This window comes from Flavobacterium sp. LM5 (assembly GCF_002017945.1).
In the GTDB taxonomy this organism is placed as follows: domain Bacteria; phylum Bacteroidota; class Bacteroidia; order Flavobacteriales; family Flavobacteriaceae; genus Flavobacterium; species Flavobacterium succinicans.
This window is the reverse complement of the sequence record NZ_MUFX01000006.1, coordinates 104,574-129,552: the sequence shown is the minus strand read 5'-3', so window position 1 is coordinate 129,552 and position 24,979 is coordinate 104,574. Positions and strand designations below refer to the sequence as shown.

Below are 24,979 nucleotides of genomic sequence, written 5' to 3'. Positions count from 1 at the left end.
TTCCTGAAAAGCCTTTTGCTTTGGTTTCTAAAAAAATAAATTATACGCCTAATTAACAAGTTATAAAACCTAAAATACAATGCGTTGGACACTCAAACCCAAACCCGAAGAAGAAAAAATAAATGAATTAGCAACAGCCTTACAAGTTTCTAGAACGATTGCCGCATTATTACTGCAAAGAGGCATCGCTTCATTTGAGGAAGCGCGACAATTTTTTCGTCCCTCACTAAACGATTTGCATAATCCCTACTTGATGAAAGATATGGACAAAGCGGTGGAAAGGCTTGAAAAAGCAATAGAAAATGAGGAATATATTTTGGTTTTTGGAGATTATGATGTGGATGGAACTACGGCTGTTTCTTTGGTTTCGGGCTATTTGAGAAGTTTTTACCCCAATGTTGCGACTTATATTCCGGACCGTTATGATGAGGGTTACGGAGTGTCGTTTAAAGGAATTGATTTTGCTGATGACAACGGTTTTTCGCTAATTATAGCGCTAGATTGTGGGATAAAATCTATTAATCACGTGGCGTATGCCAAAGAAAAGAATATCGATTTTATTATTGGCGACCACCACCGTCCTGGTGACAATTTACCTGATGCCGTAGCAATTTTAGACCCGAAACGAACTGATTGTGAGTATCCGTACGACGAATTGTGTGGTTGTGGAATTGGTTTTAAACTCATTCAAGCCTTGGCAGCTAACCGCAATCAAACCATAGAAGATTTGATTCCGTATCTGGACTTGGTGGCTACCGCAATTGCAGCTGATATTGTTCCGATGACGGGTGAGAATAGAGTTTTGGCACATTTTGGATTACAGGTGATTAATAGCGATCCACGCCCTGGAATTAAGGCGATGACGCATCAACTCAAGAAAAAAACACTCGATATTACGGATGTAGTTTTTATTATTGCGCCGAGAATTAACGCTGCAGGTCGCATCAAACACGGAAATCATGCCGTAGAATTGTTGACCGAATTTGATTTTGAACAAGCCCAGCAATTTGCCTCTGAAATTGAAGCCTATAATGCCGAACGCAAAGATTTGGACCAGCAAATCACCAAAGAAGCGCTGACACAAATTGAAGAAAACGGCGAACAAAACCGATTTACCACAGTGGTTTTTCAGGAAACTTGGCACAAAGGCGTGATTGGCATTGTCGCTTCTCGATTGATAGAGACCTACTATCGCCCTACCTTGGTGTTTACCAAAAGTGGCGATAAATATGCCGCATCAGCCCGTTCGGTAAAAGGATTTGATGTTTACAATGCGCTAGAAGCTTGCGCAGCACATTTGGAACAATTTGGAGGACACATGTATGCTGCAGGCATGACGTTGAAACCTGAAAATTATGCCGCATTTAAGGAAGCCTTTGAAAAAGTAGTTCAAGAAACCATTGCCCCCGAATTACTTCAACCCGAACTTTCTATCGATGCTGTTGTCGGTTTTGAAGAAATTACCCCTAAATTTACACGCATTTTAAAACAATTTGAACCTTGTGGTCCTCAAAATATGACTCCTGTTTTTGCGACCAAAAATGTATTTGATACGGGCTACGGAAAACCGATGGGAAAAGAAGAAGAACATCTGAAACTTTTTGTGCGCCAAAATAATTCGGAAGGAATTCCTGCTATTGGTTTTGGATTGGGAAGCAAACATGCAATAGTAAAAAACAAACAACTTTTCGAAGCCGCTTATTGCATAGACGAAAATGAATGGAACGACAAAATAGAATTACAATTGCGATTGAAAGACATTAGAAACTAAAAATGAAAACAAAAAACGACCCATACGCTGCCTTGCGTTATAGAGAATTTAATACCTTTTTACTGTTACGATTTGCTATGGTTTTTGCTTGGTCCATGCAATTTATCATTATCGAATGGGAAGTATATCGCGTAACCAAAAGTGCTTTATCCTTGGGGATTATTGGGTTGATGGAAATCATACCTGCGGTTGCCATGGCGCTGTTTGCTGGTCATATCGTGGATCAAAAGGAAAAAAAAGGCATGCTAATCAAATGTATTTTGGGATTTCTTTTTATTAGTTCAGGATTATTTTGCTTGACTATTCCAAGTTTTTCTTCCCAGTTTGAAGGCAGCACCATTCTGTACCTCATTTACTTATTTGTCTTTTTAGGTGGTCTTGTCCGTTCGTTTTTGGGGCCTACTATTTTTTCTCTTTTAGCCTTAATCGTACCCAAAAAAGCCTATTCCAATGCCGCTACTTGGAGCAGTTCGGTTTGGCAAGTAGGATCGGTAATTGGACCTGCGGTTGCTGGATTTTCAATTACTTTTATAGGCGTTCATTGGTCTTTAGCCCTTGTCGTTGCCTTTGCTTTTGCTGCTTTATTAGGCTTAACTTTCATAGAAAAGAAACCCATTTTAAATCCAAAAATTGGAGAACCTGTTTTGGATAGTTTGAAAGAAGGTGTAAAATTTGTGTACAACAACAAGATGATTCTTGGAGCCTTAACCTTAGATATGACTGCGGTATTATTTGGTGGCGCAGTAGCGCTGTTACCTATTTTCGCTTTAGATATTTTGCAAGTAGGTTCGCAAGGTTTTGGCGTTCTAAGAGCCGCTCCTGCAGTTGGAGCGATACTAACCATGCTTTTCACCGCTTATGTTCCAGTAAATAAAAATGCCGGAATGAAATTGCTAACCGCTATTTTCTTGTTTGGTGTTTGTATCATCATTTTTGGCCTTTCTACCATCTTCTGGGTTTCCTTGTTAGCCTTATTCTTTAGTGGCGTTGTGGATGGCATTTCAATGGTGATTCGTTCGACTATTTTACAATTAAAAACTCCAGATCACATGCGTGGCCGTGTGGCTTCGGTAAATTCAATTTTTGTTGGCTCGTCGAATGAATTGGGTGCTTTTGAAAGTGGTTTAACTGCCAAATTAATGGGAACCGTTCCTGCAGTGGTATTTGGAGGATGTATGACGTTGATGATTGTACTCGGAATGGGAACCTTTATGCCTTCTTTCCGAAAATTGGATTTACAAAAAGATCTCGATGCACATGAAAATTCCTAAAAAAGCGGCAAATTAAGGGCTATGCTACTTTTTAACCAAATGCCAAATATTAATTTCTTTACGCGTGCTAAATCCTAATGATTCATACACATGAATCGCTCTACTATTGCGCCTTGCGACATGCAAAAAAGGAAATTTATTTTGATCAAAAATAGCGTTTGCAGTATGTGTTACTAACTGTTTAGCATACCCTTTTCCTGTGTGATCCGGATGCGTAATTACAGCACTGACCTCTATAAAATCGTTCATTTGCATGCGCTCACCTGTAACAGCAACTAATTTACTGTCTTTATAAATACCGTAATAATTTCCCATAGCTGTGGTTTGAGGCTTGAAGTACTCTGGATAAACCAAACGTACCAAACCCAACAAATCGTCTAACTTTTCAGGGCCTAATTTGATGATAGTTTCAGTAATAGGATGCTTAATTCGACAAGTTAGAATCATTTGACAACAACGTAACGCTCCTTTATTTTCTATACACGAAGGGACTTCAGGTAAGTTACCAAAAATGTAAAAAGAAGATGTTAATTTTAAATACTGTTCTAAAATAGAAGCTGCATTTTCAAAAGAAGAAAAGTCCCCAAAAGGACAATAGTCAGGAAGATAAAAATGCCCATTTTGAAAATCTAATCCATACTGACTATGGCATTCTTTAATGGAATTCCCAATAGGATAATCTAGTTTATCAAAATCTATTGGCACCATATCACTTTAATTTAGTTGAATGTTTTGACCTCAAAAGTTTCACCATCAAAAACGCCATAAGTAAAATAAGTAATCCAATCGCCTAGATTTACGTATTCAGCGTTTTCACCAACGGTGTATTTCATGGGCAAATGACGGTGTCCAAAAACCAAATAGTTATAATGCTTGGTTTCTAGTTTTCGTTTGGCATATTGAATTAACCATTCGTTGTCTTCGCCTAAAAAAGTTACATCTTCGGCTCCAGAAATTAACTTGTTTTTTACCGAAAGATATTGTGCTAGTCCAACACCAAGATCAGGATGCAACCAACGAAACAGCCATTTAGAGAACGGATTGGTAAACACTTTTTTCATGCGTTTGTAGCCCAAATCGCCAGGTCCTTTTCCGTCTCCGTGTCCTACTAAAAAAGTTTTTCCATGAAAAGTATATTCTTGATTGTCATGAAAAACCGGAATATTCAGTTCTTTTTCAAAATAATCGTTCATCCATAAATCATGATTCCCGACGAAAAAATAAATCGGAATTCCACTATCGCGAATCTCGGCCAATTTACCTAAAACGCGAACAAATCCTTTGGGCACGACGGTTTTGTATTCGAACCAAAAATCGAATAAATCACCCAATAAAAAAATAGCTTCTGCATCTTTCTTTACTTCGTCTAGCCATGCTACAAATTTTTGTTCTCTAGGAAAACTCAACTCAGGCGTAGGCGCACCAAAATGTTGATCAGAAGCAAAATATATTTTTTTGGAGATTGAAGTCATGCAATTTAATTTGGATTTTGATCCCGAAACTTTGGGTTAAATTATTTTTTTACCACATAGAATCATAGAATTTGTAGTTTTCTAAGAGAAAGAAAATAGACGTTTTACTATTCACATAGTTATCTATCGTGGAAAATAGAACTTTTTCTCTTTTTTCTATATTGATTTTCTTTTAATCTATGGCTCTAGCCTGCACTGAGGCATCGAAGTGTGGTTAAATTTTTATTTGAATTTGACTAATGGGTTATCTATTTCTATACATTGTCGCTGGCAAACCATTCTGCGAAAGAAGATTCCGTTTCTTGTAATTTTAAAGAGTATAAGTTAATTCCCTCTGGCAATCGGCTTTTGATTCTTGCCGCAAAATCAACAATCATGTTCTCGCTGGTAGGCTGATAATCGACCAAAATTACGTGATGTCCACGGTCTTTTAATTCTTTTGCCAATTCAATATGAGGAGTCGTTTGGTTGAAAACAGTAGCGTGGTCAAATTGATCTACTACTTCTTCTTTTACAATTTTTTTCAAATCGGTAAAATCAATCACCATTCCTAATTTTACGTTCGATCGATCGGTTATAGGTGAGCCAATTACCGTTACTGATAATTTGTAACTGTGTCCGTGTACATTTTTGCATTTCCCATCATAACCATACAAAGCATGACCGGTTTCGAAACTAAATTTTTTGGTGATTCTGATATTACTCATCTGTATTGAATTTGAGTGGCAAATTTAAGGATTATTAACGGTTTTCGTCTCTTTTTTTTGCTCGGTAATACATCCAATACGCAAATCCAACCAAAACCACGAAAGGCAAATACGAGCCAATTACCACGCCTATTTCGTAACTTTTGTCTGGTGCTTGGGCTATTTTTTGGGCTACATCTACTTTTTGAAGTAAAGAAAAAAAAGTCATTGTTGTTATTTTTTAAATTGAAGTAAAGCGTTTTTGGTAAAATCAGAAAGAACCAATTGTCCGGAAATCGCAGCACGTTCTAGCAATAAAGTTGCCCAATGATCGGTGCCTTCCCAAAATACTTTCTTGATTTCGAGTAAAGCTTGGGGATTGTAGCTGGCTAGTTGTGTGGCCATTTGTTGCACGGCTTCGTCCAATTCTGGAAGGGTTTCAAAAATAGCGGCATACAAACCTTGTTGTTGTGCCCACTCGGCCGATTTCCATTCTTGAGCCGCCAAGGTCATTTGAGACATCGCCATTTTTCCGATTTTACGACTCACCGCAGGCTCAATCACAAAAGGACCAATTCCGATGGCGAGTTCTGATAATTTGATACTAGCCTGACGTGTAGCCAAGGTATAATCACAAGCTGCCGCAATGCCAACTCCACCGCCTATGGCTTTGCCTTGAATGCGACCAATAATCACTTTCGGACAAGCTCTCATTGCATTAATGACATTAGCAAACCCAGAAAAGAAGGCTGCTCCTTCGGCTTCATTGCTGACCGCCAAAAGTTCGTCGAATGAGGCACCTGCACAGAAAACTCCGATTCCTTCACTTTTCAAAACCACTACTTGCACAGCTTCATTGGTTCCTACCTGTTCAATAGCTTCAGTAAGTTGTTGTAATAGTTCTTTAGGAAAAGAATTACTAGCTGGATGCCCAAAGGTAAGCGTAGCAATTCCATTAGAAATATTGATCGATAAGATCCCGGGAGAAGTACTCATTGACATGCTGGTTGTTTTTGGGTAAAGTTAAAACTATTTCTAGACCTAGCTTCTTTTTTATTTTGTGATGAATATATTTGTATAATCAATAATTAAAATACTATATTTGCGCCATAGTCATGGGGATGTAGCTCAGTTGGCTAGAGTGCTTGACTGGCAGTCAAGAGGTCGTGGGTTCGAGCCCCATCTTCTCCACAAAAAAGCCTTAAAAACTTCTGTTTTTAAGGCTTTTTTTTATTCTCTTCAAAGATTACTTTTGAATTTTCGCATACGTTTCAAAAGTATACTCATAAAGATGTTTCTCGTCTCTAGGTTGTTTTTCCGCACTGGTTAACTTCCATTTATTCACATCAATTTCAGGAAAAAAGGCATCTGCTTCAAACTCATGATGCACACGTGTTAGATCTAATTGATCTGCAAAAGGCAATGCCAACGCATAAATTTCGCCTCCTCCAATCACATAAATTGGCGCTTCAGAAGGGCAAACTGCCAAGGCTTTTTCCATCGAATCCACCACAATACAACCTTCAACTTCATAATCCTTCTGTCTAGTTATAATCACATGCGTTCGATTGGGTAATGGTTTAGGAAAGCTTTCAAAGGTTTTTCGTCCCATTACAATATAATGCCCTGAAGTGATGGCTTTAAATCTTTTGAAATCATTAGGCAAATGCCAAAGCAGCTCGTTGTTTTTACCTAAAGCCCAATTCTCTGCTACGGCAGCAATAAGTGTAATCATTTGTGTCTTTATTTTGATTCGTTTTCAATTTGCCTTTCTAGTTGGCTGATTTTTTTTTGCTGTAAAGCTACCAATCGATCAATTTGGTCGCGTTCCCAATTTTTATTCATAAAACGATCTGTAATAAACACTTTTACAAAATGAAGCACAAACAGAAAAGCCCACATGGTAACTGCCCATAACGTCCAATTGTTTTCAATTCCTACGTCAAAAAAACGATAAGCCACAAATAGAAAAAGACTACTTAATGAAAAAAGCACAAAATGATAGTACAGTCTTTTCTTTTGCTTGATTCTTTTTCTAGCATATTCATATTGTTCGTGTTGCTCTAAATCCATAGTTGATTATTTTTTTTAAAGATAAAATATTTTTTAAACTATTAAAATACTTCAAGACCAAAACCCTGTTATAGCTCACAGATAATTTTTAGAATACCTTTTTTATTCCATGAAAAAAAACAGAATATAAAATTAACTAAGGGCTATTTTCAAAAATTCGTAAAAATAAAACAATGCTATTTATAGTTTACAAGATTCTAATTAACTTGTACTAAAATATTAAAAAACAATATATTATGGCAATCAAAAAACAATTTACAAAAACGAAATCATTGTGTAAAGTTACCTTTTCAATTACAGCAAAAGAAGCACAATCGGCAGCAGTAATTGGTGACTTCAATAATTGGAACACACAAGAAGGCACGTTAACCAAATTAAAGAACGGGACCTTCAAAGGCATCTTTGATTTACCAAAAGACGCCACTTTTGAATTCAAATATTTAATAGATGGTGTATACCTTAACGAGCCTGAGGCTGACGGATTCAAATGGAATTCGTATGCTGGAGCAGAAAACTCAGTATTGGAGCTTTACAATTAAAATTACTGTTTTTTCAACTTACTAAACAGCTACACTTCCTTTTATAGTAGGATGTGGATTATAGCCTTCTAAAGTAAAATCTTCATAGGTAAACGCAAAAATGTCTTTTACCTCGGGGTTTAGCTTCATTATCGGCAATGCTTTTGGCGTTCTTGAGAGTTGCAATTCAATTTGTTCAAAATGATTGTTATAGATGTGTGCGTCCCCAAAGGTATGAATGAATTCGCCTGGAGCTAAGTCACACACTTGAGCAATCATCATCGTCAACAAGGCATAAGAAGCAATATTAAAAGGAACACCCAAGAAAATATCGGCGCTGCGTTGATACAACTGACAGGATAACTTTCCGTCTGCTACATAAAATTGAAAAAAGGCGTGGCATGGTGGCAATGCTGCCTTATTATTGGCTACATTTTCTTCGAAGGACTTTGTAGTATCTGGCAAAACCGAAGGATTCCAAGCTGAGACCAAAAGTCTTCGGCTATTGGGGTTGGTTTTTAGTTCCGTAATTAAATCGGAGATCTGATCTATTTCCTCACTGTTCCAATTACGCCATTGATGACCATACACAGGTCCTAAATCCCCTTTACTATCGGCCCATGCATCCCAAATTTTTACACCATTTTCTTGTAGGTAAGCAATATTGGTTTCTCCTTTTAAGAACCATAACAACTCATGAATGATGGATTTTAAATGAAGCTTCTTGGTGGTCACCATCGGAAATCCTTCTGCCAAATCAAAGCGCATTTGATAACCAAAAACACTTTTGGTTCCTGTTCCAGTTCGATCTCCTTTCTGTGTGCCGCTTTCCAAAACGTGCTTTACTAAGTCATGGTATTGTTTCATTGTGGGAATATTTCATTAGTAAACCTATTGCATGCGCAAGTAAACAAATGTTGTTATCGCAATAAGTTTTATCGTTTTGATATTTCGTCTCTTATTTTGGCTGCCGCTTCATAATCTTCATGTTCCACCGCCTGCTCTAAAAGTTCGTTTAATTCTTGTAGGGTATGATTGGCATAAGCTGTACCAGATTGATTACTCTCTTCTTCATTACCAAACGTTTGAGGATTAGACAATATCGCATCAATTTCCTCAGCTCCTGCATCGGCATTAGAAAGGTTTGATTTCAGATAAATACCTGCCTTATCTAAGATGTTTTTATAGGTAAAAATTGGTGCATGAAAACGCAGCGCCAAAGCAATTGCATCGGAGGTTCTGGCATCAATAATTTCTTCAATTTTGTCTCTTTCACAAATAATACTTGAATAAAAAACACCATCGACCAACTTGTGAATGATCACTTGTTTTACCACAATATCAAAGCGTTCTGCAAAATTTTTGAACAAATCGTGTGTCAAAGGGCGTGGCGGTTTGATTTCTTTTTCCAAAGCAATGGCAATAGATTGCGCTTCAAAAGCACCAATAACAATGGGTAACTTTCTCTCGCCGTCTACTTCGTTCAAAATCAAAGCATAAGCTCCGTTCTGTGTTTGACTGTAGGATATTCCTTTTATGGTTAATTTTACTAAGCTCATGGATTTTTTTATAGAAAAAACAACTATTGATTCTGCAAGTTATTTGATGTTTTTAAAGGTGCAATTTTAATCAAAAAAAGGGATAAAAAAAAGAGCTACCTAAAGCAAAGATACGATTATCTTGTTTTTAGGTAGCCTTATTGTGATTTAAATTAGCACTTAGTTGCTAGTCCTTAGTACTTAGTTCTTTTTCTTATTGTTAAGAAACGTTACTTTATTAGATTTAGGACTAAAAGCTGGGCACTAAGAACTATGAATGTTGTGCTTTGAAAGCTTTGAATTTTTCAATCAATTGCGGTACAATTTCGAAAGCATCTCCAACAATACCATAATCAGCTACCTTAAAGAAAGGCGCTTCTGGGTCACTATTGATAACAACTTTTACTTTTGAAGAGTTGATACCCGCAATATGCTGAATCGCTCCAGAAATACCTACTGCAATGTACAAATTAGTCGCAACTGGCTTTCCTGTTTGTCCAACGTGTTCTCCGTGAGGTCTCCAACCTAAGTCGGATACTGGTTTTGAACAAGCAGTTGCAGCGCCTAAAACTCCTGCTAATTCCTCTATCATTCCCCAGTTTTCTGGACCTTTCATTCCGCGTCCTGCTGAAACTACAATATCAGCATCCGCAATAGAAATTTTTCCAGAGCTTTTTTCAACTGAAGTCACTTTTACACCAAAGTCGTTCGCGTCAATGCTTGGTGTAAAATCTTCTTCTGTAATTGCTACTGCATTTTCAAAAATACCATACGAATTTTTGGCAATTCCTAATACTTTTACCTCAGTGCTAATTTCGGTGGTATTGAACGCTTTGTTAGAAAAAGCAGTTCTTTTTACTTGAAATGGAGCGGTACTTACTGGTAATCCAACAACGTTTGAAGCAAAACCTGCTTCTAAACCTACAGCTACTAATGAAGACAAATAGATACTATCAGTAGTTGATGAAAGAATTACCACTTTTGAACCTTCTTTTTGCGCAGCTTGTTTGATTACGTCGGCGTAAGCTTTTGCTGAAAAAGCAGCCAATTGATCATTGGTTACTTTTAAAACTTTGTTCACACCATATTTTGACAATTCCGAAACATCTCCCGCATTAACGGTTACAGCCGTTACGGTAGTATTTAATGTTTCAGCAACTTTAGCAGCATAAGAAGCCAACTCTAATGCTACTTTTTTAAATTTTCCTTCTGCAGATTCTGCATATATTAATATTGACATAATTTTTTTGTTTAAGAGTTTATAGCTTAAGATTAAAAGTTTTGCAACTTAAAAACCGATACTAAAAACTGATTACTGAATACTAAATTACTTTCGCTTCGTTGTGTAACAAACTGATTAGTTCATCCAAGTTATCCGCTGCTACTAACTTAACTGCCGATTTTGGAGCTGGTTTGTCAAACTTTACCGCTTTAGTAGCTACATTAGCTTCTACAGGCTCTAAAATAGTTAAGGCTTTTGTTCTTGCAGTCATAATTCCTCGCATGTTTGGAATACGCAAATCTTTCTCTTCAACTAAACCTTTTTGACCACCTATAATTAATGGTAATGTTGTAGCAACAGTTTCTTTTCCACCATCGATTTCTCTGGAAGCAGTAACAGCATTTCCGTCAACAGTTAAGCTTACGCAAGAGTTCAAAAAGTTGTACCCTAAGATTCCAGCAATCATCCCAGGAACCATTCCACCGTTGTAATCTAAAGATTCTTTTCCGGCGATTACTAAATCGTATCCGCCATTTTTAATTACTTCTGCCAATTGTTTGGCTACGAAGAAACCATCCGTTGGATTGGCATTAACACGAATTGCTTCGTTGGCTCCAATTGCTAAAGCTTTTCTTAAAGTAGGTTCTGTATCTGGTCCACCCACATTTACAACAGTTACTGTTGCGCCTTGTTGTTCTTGAAACCAGATGGCTCTAGTTAATCCAAACTCATCATTTGGATTGATAACGTACTGAACGCCATTGGTATCGAATTCTGAATCACCGTTAACGAAATTGATTTTTGAAGTAGTATCAGGAACGTGACTGATGCAAACTAATATTTTCATAAGACATTTTTTTTTGATAAGCTTGACAAATTTAGAATAATAATTCATATATATACTATGCACGCATAATATTTTTGAAAAAACTATTACGATTTCGCTGATTGCTAGGAATGCACTTATCAAATAAAAACCAAAGGGTTACCTGTGACCTGACTTGTGTAGTGCCTAACAATAAAAACCTTGTAGTTTTGACTGTTTATACGCATTACAAAATCACATCTTAACCTCTATTTGTTTTAAATATAATACACTAGAGCCTTTACTCTACTTATGAAAACACTCTTTTTGCATACTGAATCCTAGCCCAGATAGGAGCGGCATCCTCTAGTGGCGGGGTTCGCCACTAGAGATATAGCGGATAGCTGGAAATAGCTCCTGATAATTTTAAACTTAATATTGCTTTAAAGTGGTTTAAAATATTTATTTTTGCTGTTCGAAAAAACACACATAGAAAATATAATATGAGAACGATACAATTTAGAGAGGCAATTTGCGAAGCGATGAGTGAAGAAATGCGTCGCGATGAGTCCATATACTTAATGGGTGAAGAGGTTGCTGAATACAACGGTGCCTACAAAGCATCGAAAGGGATGTTGGCCGAGTTTGGCGAAAAACGAGTAATCGACACTCCTATTGCAGAGCTTGGTTTTACTGGTATTGCCGTAGGTTCAGCCATGAATGGATGTCGCCCGATTGTAGAATACATGACCTTCAACTTTTGTATGGTGGGTATTGATCAAATTATTAATAATGCGGCCAAGATGCGTCAAATGTCTGGTGGGCAATTTAACATTCCTATCGTTTTTAGAGGACCAACAGCTTCTGCTGGACAATTAGGAGCGACGCACTCTCAAGCTATCGAGAATTGGTTTGCGAATACTCCAGGTCTTAAAGTTGTAGTACCTTCGAATGTTTATGATGCTAAAGGATTGTTGAAATCAGCCATTCGTGATAACGACCCTGTTATCTTTATGGAATCAGAGCAAATGTACGGAGACAAAGGCGAAGTACCAGACGGAGAGTACACTATTCCGTTGGGAGTAGCTGATGTGGTGAGAGAAGGAACCGATGTAACCATTGTTTCTTTTGGAAAAATTATCAAAGAAGCGTTCAAAGCAGCTGATGATTTGGCGAAAGAAGGAATTTCTTGTGAGGTAATCGATTTGAGAACGGTTCGCCCAATGGATACTGAAGCGATTTTGAAATCGGTGAAGAAAACGAATCGTTTAGTTATCTTAGAAGAAGCTTGGCCATTTGCAAGTATTTCTTCTGAAATTACGTATTTAGTACAAGAACAAGCGTTTGATTTCTTGGATGCGCCAATTCAACGTATTACCACTGCCGATACTCCTGCACCTTACTCCCCTGTTTTGTTAAAAGACTGGTTGCCTAATGCAGATGATGTTGTGAAAGCAGTTAAAAAAGTAATGTACAAAAAATAATCTGAAGTAAACCTTGCATTTTTAACAGTCAAAACGACTTGTTTTATCTGCTACTTACTCTCTTAATTATTATATTTGAGGCTTCATCGAAACTACTTCGATGAAGCCTTTTTTTATTATGAAAAAATTCTTTCTATATCTTTTTTTTAGCGCCTTTTTTAGCGCCTCGCTGCTACAAGCGCAAACCAAAGTAAGCGGAATTGTAGTCGATAAAACCAACCAACCCATTCCGTATGCCAATGTTGTTTTTAAAAATTCAAATACAGGTATTGTTACGAATGAAGACGGACGGTTTTACATTGAATCCGACAAAGATTATACTACGTTAGTGGTTACCTCTGCTGGTTTTTCAGACAAAGAAGTTACCTTAGAAAAGGCCGTAAATTACAACTTCAAAATTGTTTTGAAAGAAATGCAAGAATTGAATGAAGTGGTTATTTTTACTGGTAAAACTTCTAAAAAAAACAATCCTGCCTTGGATATTTTGCGCAAAATATGGGAACGTAAACGCAAAAACGGCCTGTATCAGTTCAGTCAATATCAAATGGAAAAATACGAGAAAGTAGAATTTGACATGAACACCATTGACAGTGCGCTGATGAAAAACAAAATTTTCAAAGGCATGGAGTTTATTTTTAACCAAGTGGATACGTCTAAAATTACTGGAAAAACCTATCTACCTATTTTTATCAACGAAGCCTTGTATGATGTGTATGGTGACAACACCATCAAAAAAATCAAAGAAATTAATAAAGCCAACAAAACCTCAGGTTTTAATGGTAACCAACAAATTCTGGCATTCATCAAGGATTTGTATGCAAACTATGACATCTACGATAATCACTTGACTTTTTTTGACAAAAGTTTTACGAGTCCGTTATCCAAAACAGGAATCGATGTGTATAACTATATATTGAAAGACAGTGCTTTTATCGATAACAAATGGTGTTTCAATATTGTATTTTATCCTAGACGCAAAAACGAATTGACGTTCAAAGGCGATTTTTGGGTGAACGACACCACTTTTGCTATCAAAAAAATCAATATGGCGGTAACCAAAAGCGCCAATATTAACTGGGTAAAAGACATTTACATCGAACAAGAATTTGACGTTATGAACGACTCCATTTTCCTGCTCACAAAAGACTACTTGATGTCGGATTTTGCCTTGAACAAAAAAGAAAAATCTAAAGGCGTCTATGGCAAACGAACATCGTATTACCGCAATCACGAATTCAATAAACCCAAAGAGGCTAAATTTTACAAAGAAGAAGTTAATTTTATTGACAACGAAGTCTATAACCGACCCGAAACGTATTGGGATGAAAACCGTTTTGAAAAATTGTCCAAAGACGAAAAAGGCATTTACAAAATGCTCGACACCCTGCAAACCGTCAAAAAATTCAAGCAACTCTATAGTCTGGTTTCTATTTTAGGAAGTGGCTATGTCGAATTTGATAATTTCGATTTTGGAAGTGTCTACTCCACCTTCGGATTCAACGATGTAGAGGGAATTCGTTTGCGTTTAGGAGGCCGAACGTATTTTGGCCCCAATGACACTTGGCGTTTGCAAGGCTTTACCGCCTATGGTTTTGACGATAACAAATTCAAATATGGCGCTTCGGGCAAATGGATGGTCGACAAGAAAAACCGCATCATTATCTCCGGAGGCAATCGTCGTGATGTAGAGCAAATAGGGGCTAGCTTAACCACGACCAACGATGTTTTGGGTAGAAGTTTTGCCTCTTCAGCCTTATTTACCACAGGTAACAACGGCAAACTAACCAATATTAATCTAACCAACGTTTCCTTTGAAATTGAACCCATCAAAAACTGGACGTTTCAAGCAGGACTTTCGCATCGAACGCTGGTATCGGCATCGCCTACCTTTAGCTTAGACTACTACACCACACTACCCTCGGCTGCAAATCCTTTGGGAGTAATAAAAAGTGAGGTCAAACAATCAGAAGCGAACCTTCAAATCGAATACACCCCCAACCGACAAACCATTGGTTTTGGCGTAGAGCGCGATATTGTGGACAATCCGTACAGTCGTATTTTTATCAACTTTAGTCATGGATTCAAAGGTGTTTTAAACAGTGATTTTAAGTACGACAAAATTCAGTTGTATTACAAACAACCCTTCATTATTGGTCCCCTCGGAAGAACCAATTTGATTCTGGAAGCCGGCAAAACATTTGGCATCATACCCTTGGGATTAATGAGCGTCATTCCCGGAAATCAAACGTATTTCAGCATCGAAAACACGTTTAACAATCTGAATTTCTATGAATTTATAAGCGATCAATACGTGACCTTGCAGTGGAATCACAACTTCCAAGGCCGCTTGTTTGCCCGAATTCCATTCATGCGAAAACTCAATTGGCGAGAAGTTGTGGGTATAAAAGGGGTTTACGGCACCATTTCAGATGCCAATCGAGCCATCAACGCTTCAGGAATTCCCTACCTCGCTCCCGAAAACATCTATTGGGAATACAGCGCAGGCATTGGCAACATTTTCAAAGTATTCCGCATCGATTTTGGCTGGAGAGGCAATTACCGAGACCTGCCCGACGCGCAAAATTTTACGGTTAAAGGCACTTTTGGTTTTAATTTTTAGGAGCTATTCCAGCTGTACGCTATATCTCTAGTGGCGAACCCCGCCACTAGAGGATGCCGCTTCCATCTGGGCTAAAACACATCCGTTATGCAAGAACCATTTACTTTTTTAATTGCACAAGAACCTGTTTTCAAAGGCATCTACGACCAATACGGTTTGCCCACTATTCCGCAACGCCCTGAGGGTTTTGAGACCTTGGTCCTTTTAATTTTGGAGCAACAAGTCTCGATTGACTCCGCCAAAGCCACATTTTTAAAACTCAAAACAATTGGCACGGCCATCCATCCTGAAATTCTGCTTGATCTTTGCGAAACACAATTCAGAACCGCAGGAGTGAGTCGTCAAAAAACCAGTTACATCAAAGCACTAGCATCTGCCATCCTTTCCAAGGAACTCCTTTTAGAAGCCTTAGCCACAGCACCACCTTACGAAGTACGCGAAACATTACTCAAAATAAAAGGTATAGGCCATTGGACCATCGATATCTATTTGATGTTTGCTCTTAAAGCCCCAGATGTGTTTCCACTTGGCGATATTGCTGTAGTCAACACCCTAAAAGAATTATTTAACGTACACGAAAAATCCGAGATGGAAATATTGTCACAATCTTGGTCCCCGTATCGTTCGTATGCTACGTATTTATTATGGCATCATTATTTAGGCAAACGCAAACGCACCATCAATTATAACCCTTAACAACTGGAAAAGATATCCGTAGATATCTTTACTTTTTATTGGTGAAACTGATTGGTTTAACTACTTTTGCAAAAAATTATAAAACGTTAAGACTTACTAAAAATGACTGCAGACAAATTAAAAACTTTCGATGTATTGATCGAGATACCAAGAGGAAGTAGAAACAAATACGAATATGATTTTGCCATCAAAAGAATGCGTTTCGACAGAATGTTATTTTCTTCTATGATGTACCCAGCAGACTACGGTTTTATTCCTGAAACTTTAGCTTTAGACGGCGATCCATTGGATGTATTGGTATTAGTAAACGAACCTACTTTTCCTGGATGCGTAATGGAAGTAAAACCAATTGGCGTTTTTCACATGGCAGATGATAAAGGTCCAGACGAAAAAGTAATTTGTGTACCCGTTTCTGATCCTATTTGGAATTCATTAGAAAATCTTTCAGATGTAAATCCACACTTATTAAAAGAAATTGAACACTTCTTTCAAGTTTACAAAGATTTAGAAAACAAAAAAGTAGATGTTGAAGGTTGGGGAGATGTGAATGAAGCCTATGCTATCATTCAAGAATGCACCAAGCGTTTTGATGATATCGAAAATAAACCAGAGGGATTATTTAGTATAAAATAATTTTACCCTTCCTATTTTATAAAAAAAGCAATACTCAGCAATGAGTGTTGCTTTTTTTTGCTTAAATTCGTTTCCAACAAGATTTTATAATTAATTAAAAATAACATTTTTTTTATGAATACATTTATGATTTATGTGCCAATTGTCATGGCACTTATTGGACTTCTGTTCATGTTCGCAAAAAGAGCCTGGGTGCTCAAACAAGATGCTGGAGACGGCAAAATGAAAGAGATTTCAGATTACATATACGAAGGAGCTTTAGCTTTTTTAAAAGCAGAATATAGATTATTAGCTGTATTTGTTCTTATCGCAAGTGCAGTATTGGCAGGGATCACTTTCTTGCCTGGCGTAAAAACCCATCTATTAATAGTTATAGCCTTTATTTTTGGAGCATTCTTCTCTGCATTGGCGGGGAATATGGGAATGAAAATCGCCACCAAAACCAATGTAAGAACCACACAAGCGGCACGTACTAGTTTACCTCAAGCTTTGAAAGTGTCTTTTGGTGGCGGAACTGTAATGGGATTAGGTGTAGCCGGTTTAGCTGTTTTAGGGTTGACCGGTTTTTTTATTATCTTTTTCAGAATCTTTATGAACGGAGAATGGACGTCTACTGAAGACATGACCATTGTTCTGGAAACCCTAGCTGGTTTTTCTTTAGGAGCTGAATCTATCGCTTTGTTTGCTCGTGTTGGTGGAGGAATTTACACCAAAGCGGCCGATGTGGGTGCCGATTTAGTTGGTAAAGTAGAAGCTGGAATCCCTGAAGACGATCCAAGAAACCCCGCTACAATTGCAGACAACGTAGGTGATAACGTAGGTGACGTTGCTGGTATGGGCGCCGATTTATTTGGTTCGTATGTAGCGACTGTATTGGCTGCAATGGTTCTTGGAAACTACGTGATTAAAGATATGGGTGGTAAAATCGAAGATGCCTTTGGCGGAATTGGTCCAATTTTATTGCCGATGGCGATTGCTGGTTTTGGAATTTTGTTTTCTATTATCGGAACGATGTTGGTAAAAATCAGTAGTGATGATGCCAAAGAAGCTCAAGTACAAAAAGCCTTAAATATCGGAAACTGGGTTTCTATTGTTTTAACCGCTATTGCTTGTTTCTTCTTAATCGATATGATGTTACCAGAAACAATGCAAATGTCATTCTTTGGCGAAGGAGTTCAAGACATTTCTTCTATGAGAGTTTTCTATGCCTCTTTAATTGGATTATTTGTTGGTGGAGCCATTTCATCAGTAACAGAATATTACACTGGTTTAGGAACAAAACCAGTAATGGCTATCGTCCAAAAATCATCAACTGGTGCTGGAACTAATGTAATAGCTGGTTTAGCAACAGGTATGATTTCTACTTTCCCAACGGTATTGTTATTCGCAGCTGCTATCTGGTCTACTTATGCATTAGCTGGATTTTATGGTGTGGCTTTAGCTGCTTCAGCAATGATGGCGACTACTGCTATGCAATTAGCTATTGATGCATTTGGACCTATCTCAGACAACGCAGGTGGAATAGCTGAAATGAGTGAGTTACCCAAAGAAGTACGTACCAGAACCGATATTTTGGATTCTGTTGGAAATACAACCGCAGCCACTGGAAAAGGTTTTGCTATTGCTTCTGCGGCTTTAACTTCATTGGCTTTGTTTGCGGCTTATGTAACTTTTACAGGAATTGACGGCATCAACATTTTCAAAGCTCCTGTTTTAGCGATGTTATTTGTGGGAGGAATGATTCCGGTAGTGTTCTCTGCTTTAGCAATGAATTCTGTTGGAAAAGCTGCGATGGATATGGTGTATGAAGTACGTCGTCAGTTCAAAGAAATTCCTGGAATTATGGAAGGAACAGGAAAACCAGAATATGGTAAATGTGTGGAGATTTCAACGAAAGCCGCTTTACGCGAAATGATGTTACCTGGTATTTTAACTATTGGTTTCCCAATTGCAATTGTTTTACTTGGAAAATTAGTGTATGCAGACAACAACCAATTGATTGCTGAAATGTTAGGAGGCTATATGGCTGGAGTAACGGTATCTGGAGTATTGTGGGCAGTTTTCCAAAATAATGCTGGAGGTGCTTGGGACAATGCTAAGAAATCTTTCGAAGCTGGGGTTATGATTAATGGAGAAATGACATATAAAGGTTCTGATGCACACAAAGCGGCGGTAACTGGAGATACAGTTGGAGATCCATTCAAAGATACTTCTGGACCTTCTATGAATATTTTAATTAAATTGACTTGTTTAATTGGGTTAGTGATTGCTCCTATCTTAGGAAGTGGACATTCTGATACGGCTGCTACAGCGTCTTGTTGTAAAAATGGTTCTAAAACTGAAATGATGTGCGAAGCCAAAAAATGCGATCCAGCAAAAATGGCCACTATGACCAAAGACGAGTGCGCAGCGATGTGCAAAGAAAATGGTTGTTCAGAAGAATGTACTGCCAAATGTTTGTCTATGTATGACGCTGACGGAAAATTTATAGGCGAAAAAACAGAAACAATTTCATTGACCACCTCTAAAGATGTTCGTGTGGAAATGACCAACGAAAACGGAAATTCCAAAGCGACAGTAACCACTACAGCCAATGGAACGACCACCACGCAAACTTTTGAAGGAACCGAAGAAGAAGTGAAAGCGAAGGTGCAAGCTTTGAAATAACACTATTACTATGTTAAGTTAATTGCTTTGGCACTAGTTCAAACTACAAACACCTCACAACATTATTTTGTTGTGAGGTGTTTTTTTTATCCAATCAACAAAAAAGCCTTGCGTCTGCAAAGCTTTTAGTTTTTTATAAATGTGGTAATCTGTATCTCTAAAACAATCCGTTCAATTCTGCGTCAATTCTGTTAATGATATTACCTAAGTCTTCGGGATTATCTACAAAATTGATATTATCTACATCAATCACCAAAAGTTTCCCTTTGGTATAACTTTGAATCCACGCTTCGTAACGTTCGTTCAAGCGGCTCAAATAATCAATAGAAATAGAATTTTCATAGTCGCGTCCGCGTTTGTGAATTTGACCTACCAAATTAGGAATGGAACTTCTTAAATAAATCAATAAATCTGGTGGTTGCACCATCGTTTCCATCAATTCAAATAAGGAAGTATAATTCTGAAAATCACGATTGGTCATTAAACTCATTGCATGTAGATTCGGAGCAAAAATATGAGCGTCCTCATAAATGGTACGATCTTGAATGATTTTTTTACCACTTTCTCTAATTTGCAAGATTTGTCGGAAACGACTATTTAAGAAATAAATCTGTAAATTAAAGGACCAACGTTCCATTTGGTGATAAAAATCGTCCAAATAAGGATTATCGACAACATCCTCATAATGAGGTTCCCACTTGAAATGTTTCGACAATAATTGTGTTAAAGTAGTTTTTCCTGAGCCTATGTTTCCTGCTACTGCTATATGCATTACGGTAGTATGATTTTAAAATTAGAAATTCCTTCGGCGGTAAAAATAGCTAAATTTTGCGCTTGGTAATAGAAATTTTGAAACCTTTTTTCCGTTAACGATATCTTAGTACGCAACCAAGAACTGTCTTTTTGACGAGATAAATAAAACAGCGCATCGCCTTGTGAAAAAAACACACTATTAGAAGAAATTATTTGAAGCTGATCCGCTGCTGGAAATTCGCCCAAAGGTGTAATGTTGCCAAAAATAGAACAAGCGTAGCCCTGATTATTTTCATCGATCCATACAAACGAATTAAAGTCGGTTGCATAATAATTAATTTTAGTGGTGAGCGGAGTTCCGACCGTTTTATATGTTTTTTTAAGGTAATCATACAATCCTATATGCTGATTGAGACTATTATAAACCCAAAGCTGATTGAGCGACGCAATCCCCATAGCAGTAACATTCATTGGAACGCTTTCTTGTGAGAAGTCAATTTTTTGAGTTTCATTTAATTGATTATCAAGCAAAACCACCGTATTAAAATCTTCATAATACAGCATCAATTTGAGTGGATTTTGAATGTCAACTTTCGTGATTTTTCCTAAGGAAATATTCTTGTATTCCAACTGTTCTTTGTGGAGGGTTTTGCTAAATACGTTGCCTTGCACAGCATAAACATACTGAAAGGAATCAGTAGCGTAATAGGAATACGAACCTGAAAGCGTGTTGTTTTTTTCAACTGCTATTAGGTTGTTTTGCCCTTGCACGAGTAGACCCAGGAACAAAAACATGATCCAAATCAAAAATTGCTTCATAATGCTAATGTACAATTAAACCTTTTCAATTTTCAATTGTCTTATTAGATTTTCTAACTACTTGTGTAACAAAACGAGATCGTTTTAGTCTTATTACCAAAATCTATAAATCATGTATAAAATTATTTTGTTGTTGACGGCGCTGGTTTTGACCAGTATTGGGCTTAGAGCTCAGGAATTTCAAGGTATGGCGGTGTACGAATCCAAAACAAGTACAGCCGATTTTAAAACCCGAATGGAGGGAAATAAAAACATGACTCCCGAGATGATGAAAAACATCGAGGAAAGAATGAAAAAGATGTTTGAGAAAACATTTATACTCAATTTTGACAAATCAGCCTCTATTTACAAAGAAGAAGAGAAACTAGAAGCGCCCGGACAAGGCGGTGGTGGCGGAATGCGAATGATGGCCTCTTTTACTGGCGGCGGCGGAACGTATTATAAAAATGTAAAAGACAAAACGTATACTGTAGACAAAGAATTTATGGGTAAGGAGTTTTTGGTAAAAGATACGCTCACGCAAATGAAATGGAAAATGGAAGGCGAAACCCGAGTAATTGGAGGCTACAATTGTTATAAAGCTACTGCTGTGGTACCCATAAACAAATCGGATTTTAGAAATTTTAGACCAAAAGAGGATAAAAAAGCAAAAGAAACTGCCGATAAAGACAAAAAAGAAGCGGCGACTGAAAAGAAATCGAGCATCATGGATATGATCGAAATGCCTAAGGAACAAACCATCACGGCTTGGTACACTCCCGAAATTCCGGTTAACCAAGGTCCAGAAGGCTATTGGGGATTGCCTGGACTGATCTTGGAGGTAAACGATGGCAGAACGGTAATTTTATGTTCTAAAGTAGTGCTAAACCCAAAAGAAAAAGCAGCCATAAAACCAGCTACCAATGGTAAAGTGGTAACCCAGAAAGTGTTTGACGAAACGATGATGCAGAAAATGGAGGAAATGCGAGAAATGAATCGCGGTAGAGGTGGTAATGGTGGACAATTTATTATTAGATCTGGCGGATGATCCCAAAGAACTTTTGTTACCCTATTTTATTTTTTTACAATTTTTCCAAATACAAAACCATGTTGGTCCATAGCCCCGGTGGTAGCGGCATCCTTTGCCTTTTTGTTTTCAAAAAAGGCAAAGATATAGCGGACGACGGGACTTTGTATCTTAATGAAGCCCTTTGCTCCTGCTCCAAAAAAGCCTAACAATTCTATTAACGCATTCAAAAAACCACTTTATGAAAGCATTGCTTCGCCTCGTCTTATTCTTTTTTTCTACGCTATCTTTTGCCCAAACTGTTAAGCTGGACGGTTTGATTACCGATGCTAAAAATGCGGGACTTGAAATGGCCAATGTTATGGCGGTCAACAAAACCTCCAAAGCGATGGACGCCTATGCCATAACGAATGACAAAGGTAAGTTCAGTTTGAATTTGAAACCGAATACGACTTACATAATCAAAGTGAGTTTTTTGGGGATGCAAAATAAAGAGGTCGAAGTAACTACAGCTACTACTAATTTGGTCAAAAATATTGCTTTGGATGCGGGTGGCATTGAATTGGACGGAGTTGAGATTATACGCGAAATGCCTGTCTCGATCAAAGGAGACACTATTGTGTACAATGCGGATTCGTTTAAATCGGGCACCGAACGAAAACTGGAAGATGTACTGAAAAAATTACCTGGAGTAGAGGTAAATGCCGACGGCGAAATTGAAGTGGAAGGTAAAAAAGTAACCAAGTTGATGGTAGAGGGCAAAGATTTTTTTGATGGCGACACCAAGTTGGGAGTGAAAAATATTCCTGCCGATGCCATTGATAAAATTCAAGTATTGCGTAATTACAACGAGAATTCGATACTCAAAGGGGTTGAAAACAACCAAGATAATATTGGGATGAACATTAAACTAAAGTCGGGTAAAAAGAACTTTTGGTTTGGAGATGTTAATGCGGGTTCGGGTATTGGTCACAAAGAAAGTCGTTATGTAATTAATCCTAAATTGTTCTATTACAATCCAAAATATAGCGTAAATTTTATTTCAAATTTTAATAACATTGGAGAATTGCCATTGACCGTACAAGATTATTTCAAATTTACGGGAGGTTTTAGAGGGTTGTCGGCCAAAGGTGGATCAAGTTTTAATGTGGCTTCGAATGATTTGGGCTTATTTGGAGCCCGAAACAATAGAGCCAAAGAAATTGACACCAAGTTTGGCGCGACCAATTTCGCTTACAACGTAAATAAAGCATGGAGTTTTAGTGGATTTGGCATTCTTTCGTCCTCGATCACGGATTTAGAAACCACTTCTCAAAACAACATTTTGAAACCGAATTCCTCAGAAGTATTCTCTACTGAAAACCGTAAAGAGGTGGTGCGTCAAAATAGTAATTTAGGTTTGTTCAAATTGAGTACGTCGTACAAACCCAGCACCAACTTTCAGTTGGATTATGATGTGTTGACCAAACTATCCAAACAAAACGAAGACAATTCCTTGTTGCGTCAATCTGTTGTCAATGGCAGTAGCGACCTTGAAACGATTACCACCAATAAAAATCAAGAGCCCATATCGGTCAATCAAAATTTGAGTGCTTATTTTACCTTGAGTGAAAAGAATGTTTTTGCGCTTGAAATGCAAAGTTTATACCAAGAAGAAGATCCCTTTTATCAGGCCAATTTAAAAACACGTCCTTTTGATTTAGTGGGGTATACTAATGGTCAAAACCGAAACAACTTGAATCAAAATCGGTTTGTAAAAACCAATAAAATAGATGCCAAAATAGATTACTACTACATGCTTACCAACAAAAGCAACATCAATATTACGTTAGGAAACACCTATTCGTACCAAAATTTCAACTCGTCTATGTTTCAAATTTTAGACGATCAAACGATCAATAATCTTAACGACAAAACCAATACCAACGATGTAGATTATCGTTTCAACGACCTGTATTTGGGCTTGCACTACAAATTGTTAACTGGCAAATTTACCTTTACTCCAGGCGTAAGCCTTCATAGTTATGACATGACCAATGCGCAATTGGGCTCTGCTTTTAATTTGAAATTTTATAGGGTTTTACCTGACTTCTTAGCCATTTATCAAATCAAAAAAGCGGAGAGTTTGACCTATAATTATTCCTTGACCAATAATTTCACAGATATCAACCAATTGGTCGAAGGTTATGTCTTTTCGAATTACAATAGTTTGGTACAAGGAAATAGAACCTTAGAGAATGCTACTGCACAACAACATTCCTTGCGCTATTTTAAATACAATATGTTCAATTTAGAAAACATTAGCGCCTCAATAAACTATACCAAACGATTGGATGCCGTTAAAACCGATGCACAATTTGATGGAGTCAACCAAACCTCTACGCCCATTAACTCCCCTTTTGCCGACGAAACCATTTCAGGCTTTGGGTCGTATGGCCGTTCATTTTTAAAACGATATAAAGCGTCACTCAACGCAAACGTAAACTGGTCAAAATTCAACAACATTCAAAATGATCAAGCCGTCGTTGTGGAGAGTTTGACTCAAAGTTATACGCTACGAGCTTCAACCAACTACAAAGATTTACCTAATCTAGAAGTGGGCTACAATATTGTAATCAATGATTTGAACAACAATACATTTTACACCGACAGACCTTTTGCTAAATTGGATTATTTTTTCTTTAAAAGCTTTTCGTTTGTGGCCGAGTATGAATTTTATCATTACTACAACACCAACAGAACGGTCGACAACGAATATGATTTTTTGAATGCCAGTATCATTTATCAAAAAAAAGATAGCAAATGGGAATACAAAGTTAGTGGTACCAATTTATTGAACACGACTTCGCTTAATGATGATAGTTTTACACAATTTGCCACCCGTACTTCACAATATACCGTACAACCACGCTATTTAATTTTATCGTTGAAGTATAATTTATAAG

Annotated in this window: 23 protein-coding genes and 1 tRNA gene; 11 read left to right on the top strand and 13 right to left on the bottom strand. The window is 37.5% G+C overall.

All coding sequences use genetic code 11. The features are described 5' to 3' along the window. Window positions 1-79 precede the first annotated feature (79 nt). On the top strand, window positions 80-1,771 hold the full coding sequence (gene recJ / locus BXU11_RS15700; protein WP_078213226.1) for a single-stranded-DNA-specific exonuclease RecJ: 1,692 nt from the start codon (window positions 80-82) through the stop codon (window positions 1,769-1,771). A gap of 2 nt (window positions 1,772-1,773) precedes the next feature. Further along, complete coding sequence (locus BXU11_RS15695) at window positions 1,774-3,042, top strand: MFS transporter (RefSeq protein WP_078213225.1); 1,269 nt, start codon at window positions 1,774-1,776, stop codon at window positions 3,040-3,042. A 24-nt stretch (window positions 3,043-3,066) separates the two neighbouring features. Here the strand turns inward: BXU11_RS15695 and BXU11_RS15690 are convergent, their stop codons facing one another. From BXU11_RS15690 to BXU11_RS15675, 5 genes are all read right to left on the bottom strand, one after another. Then, window positions 3,067-3,750, bottom strand: coding sequence for a GNAT family N-acetyltransferase (locus BXU11_RS15690; protein WP_078213224.1), 684 nt, complete (start codon window positions 3,748-3,750; stop codon window positions 3,067-3,069). An 11-nt stretch (window positions 3,751-3,761) separates the two neighbouring features. Further along, window positions 3,762-4,514 (bottom strand): UDP-2,3-diacylglucosamine diphosphatase, encoded by a 753-nt coding sequence (locus BXU11_RS15685; protein WP_024982244.1) that lies wholly within the window; start codon window positions 4,512-4,514, stop codon window positions 3,762-3,764. A gap of 254 nt (window positions 4,515-4,768) precedes the next feature. After that, window positions 4,769-5,221 (bottom strand): 6-carboxytetrahydropterin synthase, encoded by a 453-nt coding sequence (locus BXU11_RS15680; RefSeq protein WP_078213223.1) that lies wholly within the window; start codon window positions 5,219-5,221, stop codon window positions 4,769-4,771. A 34-nt stretch (window positions 5,222-5,255) separates the two neighbouring features. Beyond that, entirely contained in the window at window positions 5,256-5,429 is a 174-nt protein-coding gene (locus BXU11_RS17885) for a hypothetical protein (RefSeq protein WP_189318541.1), read from the bottom strand. Between the two features lie 5 nt (window positions 5,430-5,434). Continuing rightward, window positions 5,435-6,202, bottom strand: coding sequence for an enoyl-CoA hydratase/isomerase family protein (locus BXU11_RS15675; RefSeq protein WP_078213222.1), 768 nt, complete (start codon window positions 6,200-6,202; stop codon window positions 5,435-5,437). A gap of 115 nt (window positions 6,203-6,317) precedes the next feature. On the opposite strand from BXU11_RS15675, the gene BXU11_RS15670 reads away from it, so the two are divergent. After that, window positions 6,318-6,391, top strand: a tRNA-Ala gene (locus BXU11_RS15670). Between the two features lie 55 nt (window positions 6,392-6,446). On the opposite strand, the gene BXU11_RS15665 is transcribed toward BXU11_RS15670, so the two are convergent. Both BXU11_RS15665 and BXU11_RS15660 read right to left on the bottom strand, forming a co-directional pair. Continuing rightward, window positions 6,447-6,935 carry a dihydrofolate reductase gene (locus tag BXU11_RS15665; RefSeq protein WP_024982241.1) on the bottom strand — a complete coding sequence of 163 codons (489 nt, stop codon included), beginning with the start codon at window positions 6,933-6,935 and terminating at the stop codon, window positions 6,447-6,449. A gap of 8 nt (window positions 6,936-6,943) precedes the next feature. After that, window positions 6,944-7,273: a 2TM domain-containing protein gene (locus tag BXU11_RS15660; RefSeq protein WP_078213221.1), complete on the bottom strand. Its 330-nt coding sequence runs from the start codon at window positions 7,271-7,273 to the stop codon at window positions 6,944-6,946. A 236-nt stretch (window positions 7,274-7,509) separates the two neighbouring features. Between BXU11_RS15660 and BXU11_RS15655 the strand changes: the two genes are divergently transcribed. After that, window positions 7,510-7,812 (top strand): isoamylase early set domain-containing protein, encoded by a 303-nt coding sequence (locus BXU11_RS15655; RefSeq protein WP_078213220.1) that lies wholly within the window; start codon window positions 7,510-7,512, stop codon window positions 7,810-7,812. Between the two features lie 21 nt (window positions 7,813-7,833). Here BXU11_RS15655 and BXU11_RS15650 read toward each other — a convergent pair whose 3' ends face one another. The 4 genes from BXU11_RS15650 to BXU11_RS15635 all read right to left on the bottom strand — a co-directional run bounded on the left by BXU11_RS15650 (window position 7,834) and on the right by BXU11_RS15635 (window position 11,398). Beyond that, a complete protein-coding gene (locus BXU11_RS15650) occupies window positions 7,834-8,658 on the bottom strand; it encodes a thymidylate synthase (protein WP_078213219.1) in 825 nt (274 codons plus the stop codon). 68 nt (window positions 8,659-8,726) lie between these two features. Next, a complete protein-coding gene (locus BXU11_RS15645) occupies window positions 8,727-9,350 on the bottom strand; it encodes a bifunctional nuclease family protein (protein ID WP_024982237.1) in 624 nt (207 codons plus the stop codon). A gap of 250 nt (window positions 9,351-9,600) precedes the next feature. Continuing rightward, on the bottom strand, window positions 9,601-10,569 hold the full coding sequence (locus BXU11_RS15640) for an electron transfer flavoprotein subunit alpha/FixB family protein (RefSeq protein ID WP_078213218.1): 969 nt from the start codon (window positions 10,567-10,569) through the stop codon (window positions 9,601-9,603). Between the two features lie 82 nt (window positions 10,570-10,651). Beyond that, the gene (locus BXU11_RS15635; protein WP_024982235.1) at window positions 10,652-11,398 is read right to left on the bottom strand and encodes an electron transfer flavoprotein subunit beta/FixA family protein; all 747 of its coding nucleotides are present in this window, start codon (window positions 11,396-11,398) and stop codon (window positions 10,652-10,654) included. Window positions 11,399-11,820: 422 nt separating this feature from the next. Here BXU11_RS15635 and BXU11_RS15630 point away from each other — a divergent pair, with 422 nt between their 5' ends. The 5 genes from BXU11_RS15630 to BXU11_RS15610 all read left to right on the top strand — a co-directional run bounded on the left by BXU11_RS15630 (window position 11,821) and on the right by BXU11_RS15610 (window position 19,456). After that, window positions 11,821-12,840: a pyruvate dehydrogenase complex E1 component subunit beta gene (locus tag BXU11_RS15630; RefSeq protein WP_223253754.1), complete on the top strand. Its 1,020-nt coding sequence runs from the start codon at window positions 11,821-11,823 to the stop codon at window positions 12,838-12,840. Window positions 12,841-12,958: 118 nt separating this feature from the next. After that, on the top strand, window positions 12,959-15,460 hold the full coding sequence (locus tag BXU11_RS15625) for a DUF5686 and carboxypeptidase-like regulatory domain-containing protein (protein WP_078213244.1): 2,502 nt from the start codon (window positions 12,959-12,961) through the stop codon (window positions 15,458-15,460). A gap of 87 nt (window positions 15,461-15,547) precedes the next feature. Next, entirely contained in the window at window positions 15,548-16,156 is a 609-nt protein-coding gene (locus BXU11_RS15620) for a DNA-3-methyladenine glycosylase (protein WP_078213217.1), read from the top strand. Window positions 16,157-16,258: 102 nt separating this feature from the next. Then, window positions 16,259-16,789, top strand: coding sequence for an inorganic diphosphatase (locus BXU11_RS15615; RefSeq protein ID WP_078213216.1), 531 nt, complete (start codon window positions 16,259-16,261; stop codon window positions 16,787-16,789). Between the two features lie 114 nt (window positions 16,790-16,903). Further along, the gene (locus BXU11_RS15610) at window positions 16,904-19,456 is read left to right on the top strand and encodes a sodium-translocating pyrophosphatase (RefSeq protein WP_078213215.1); all 2,553 of its coding nucleotides are present in this window, start codon (window positions 16,904-16,906) and stop codon (window positions 19,454-19,456) included. Window positions 19,457-19,613: 157 nt separating this feature from the next. On the opposite strand, the gene BXU11_RS15605 is transcribed toward BXU11_RS15610, so the two are convergent. Next, window positions 19,614-20,228: a deoxynucleoside kinase gene (locus tag BXU11_RS15605; RefSeq protein WP_024982229.1), complete on the bottom strand. Its 615-nt coding sequence runs from the start codon at window positions 20,226-20,228 to the stop codon at window positions 19,614-19,616. Then, window positions 20,228-21,028, bottom strand: a complete 801-nt coding sequence (locus BXU11_RS15600; protein WP_078213214.1) for a hypothetical protein — start codon at window positions 21,026-21,028, stop codon at window positions 20,228-20,230. Before BXU11_RS15600 ends, BXU11_RS15605 begins: the two co-directional genes overlap by 1 nt. A 112-nt stretch (window positions 21,029-21,140) precedes the next feature. Here BXU11_RS15600 and BXU11_RS15595 point away from each other — a divergent pair, with 112 nt between their 5' ends. Continuing rightward, the gene (locus BXU11_RS15595) at window positions 21,141-22,055 is read left to right on the top strand and encodes a GLPGLI family protein (protein ID WP_078213213.1); all 915 of its coding nucleotides are present in this window, start codon (window positions 21,141-21,143) and stop codon (window positions 22,053-22,055) included. A 220-nt stretch (window positions 22,056-22,275) separates the two neighbouring features. Then, window positions 22,276-24,978 (top strand): carboxypeptidase-like regulatory domain-containing protein, encoded by a 2,703-nt coding sequence (locus tag BXU11_RS15590; protein WP_078213212.1) that lies wholly within the window; start codon window positions 22,276-22,278, stop codon window positions 24,976-24,978. Window position 24,979: the final 1 nt, after the last annotated feature.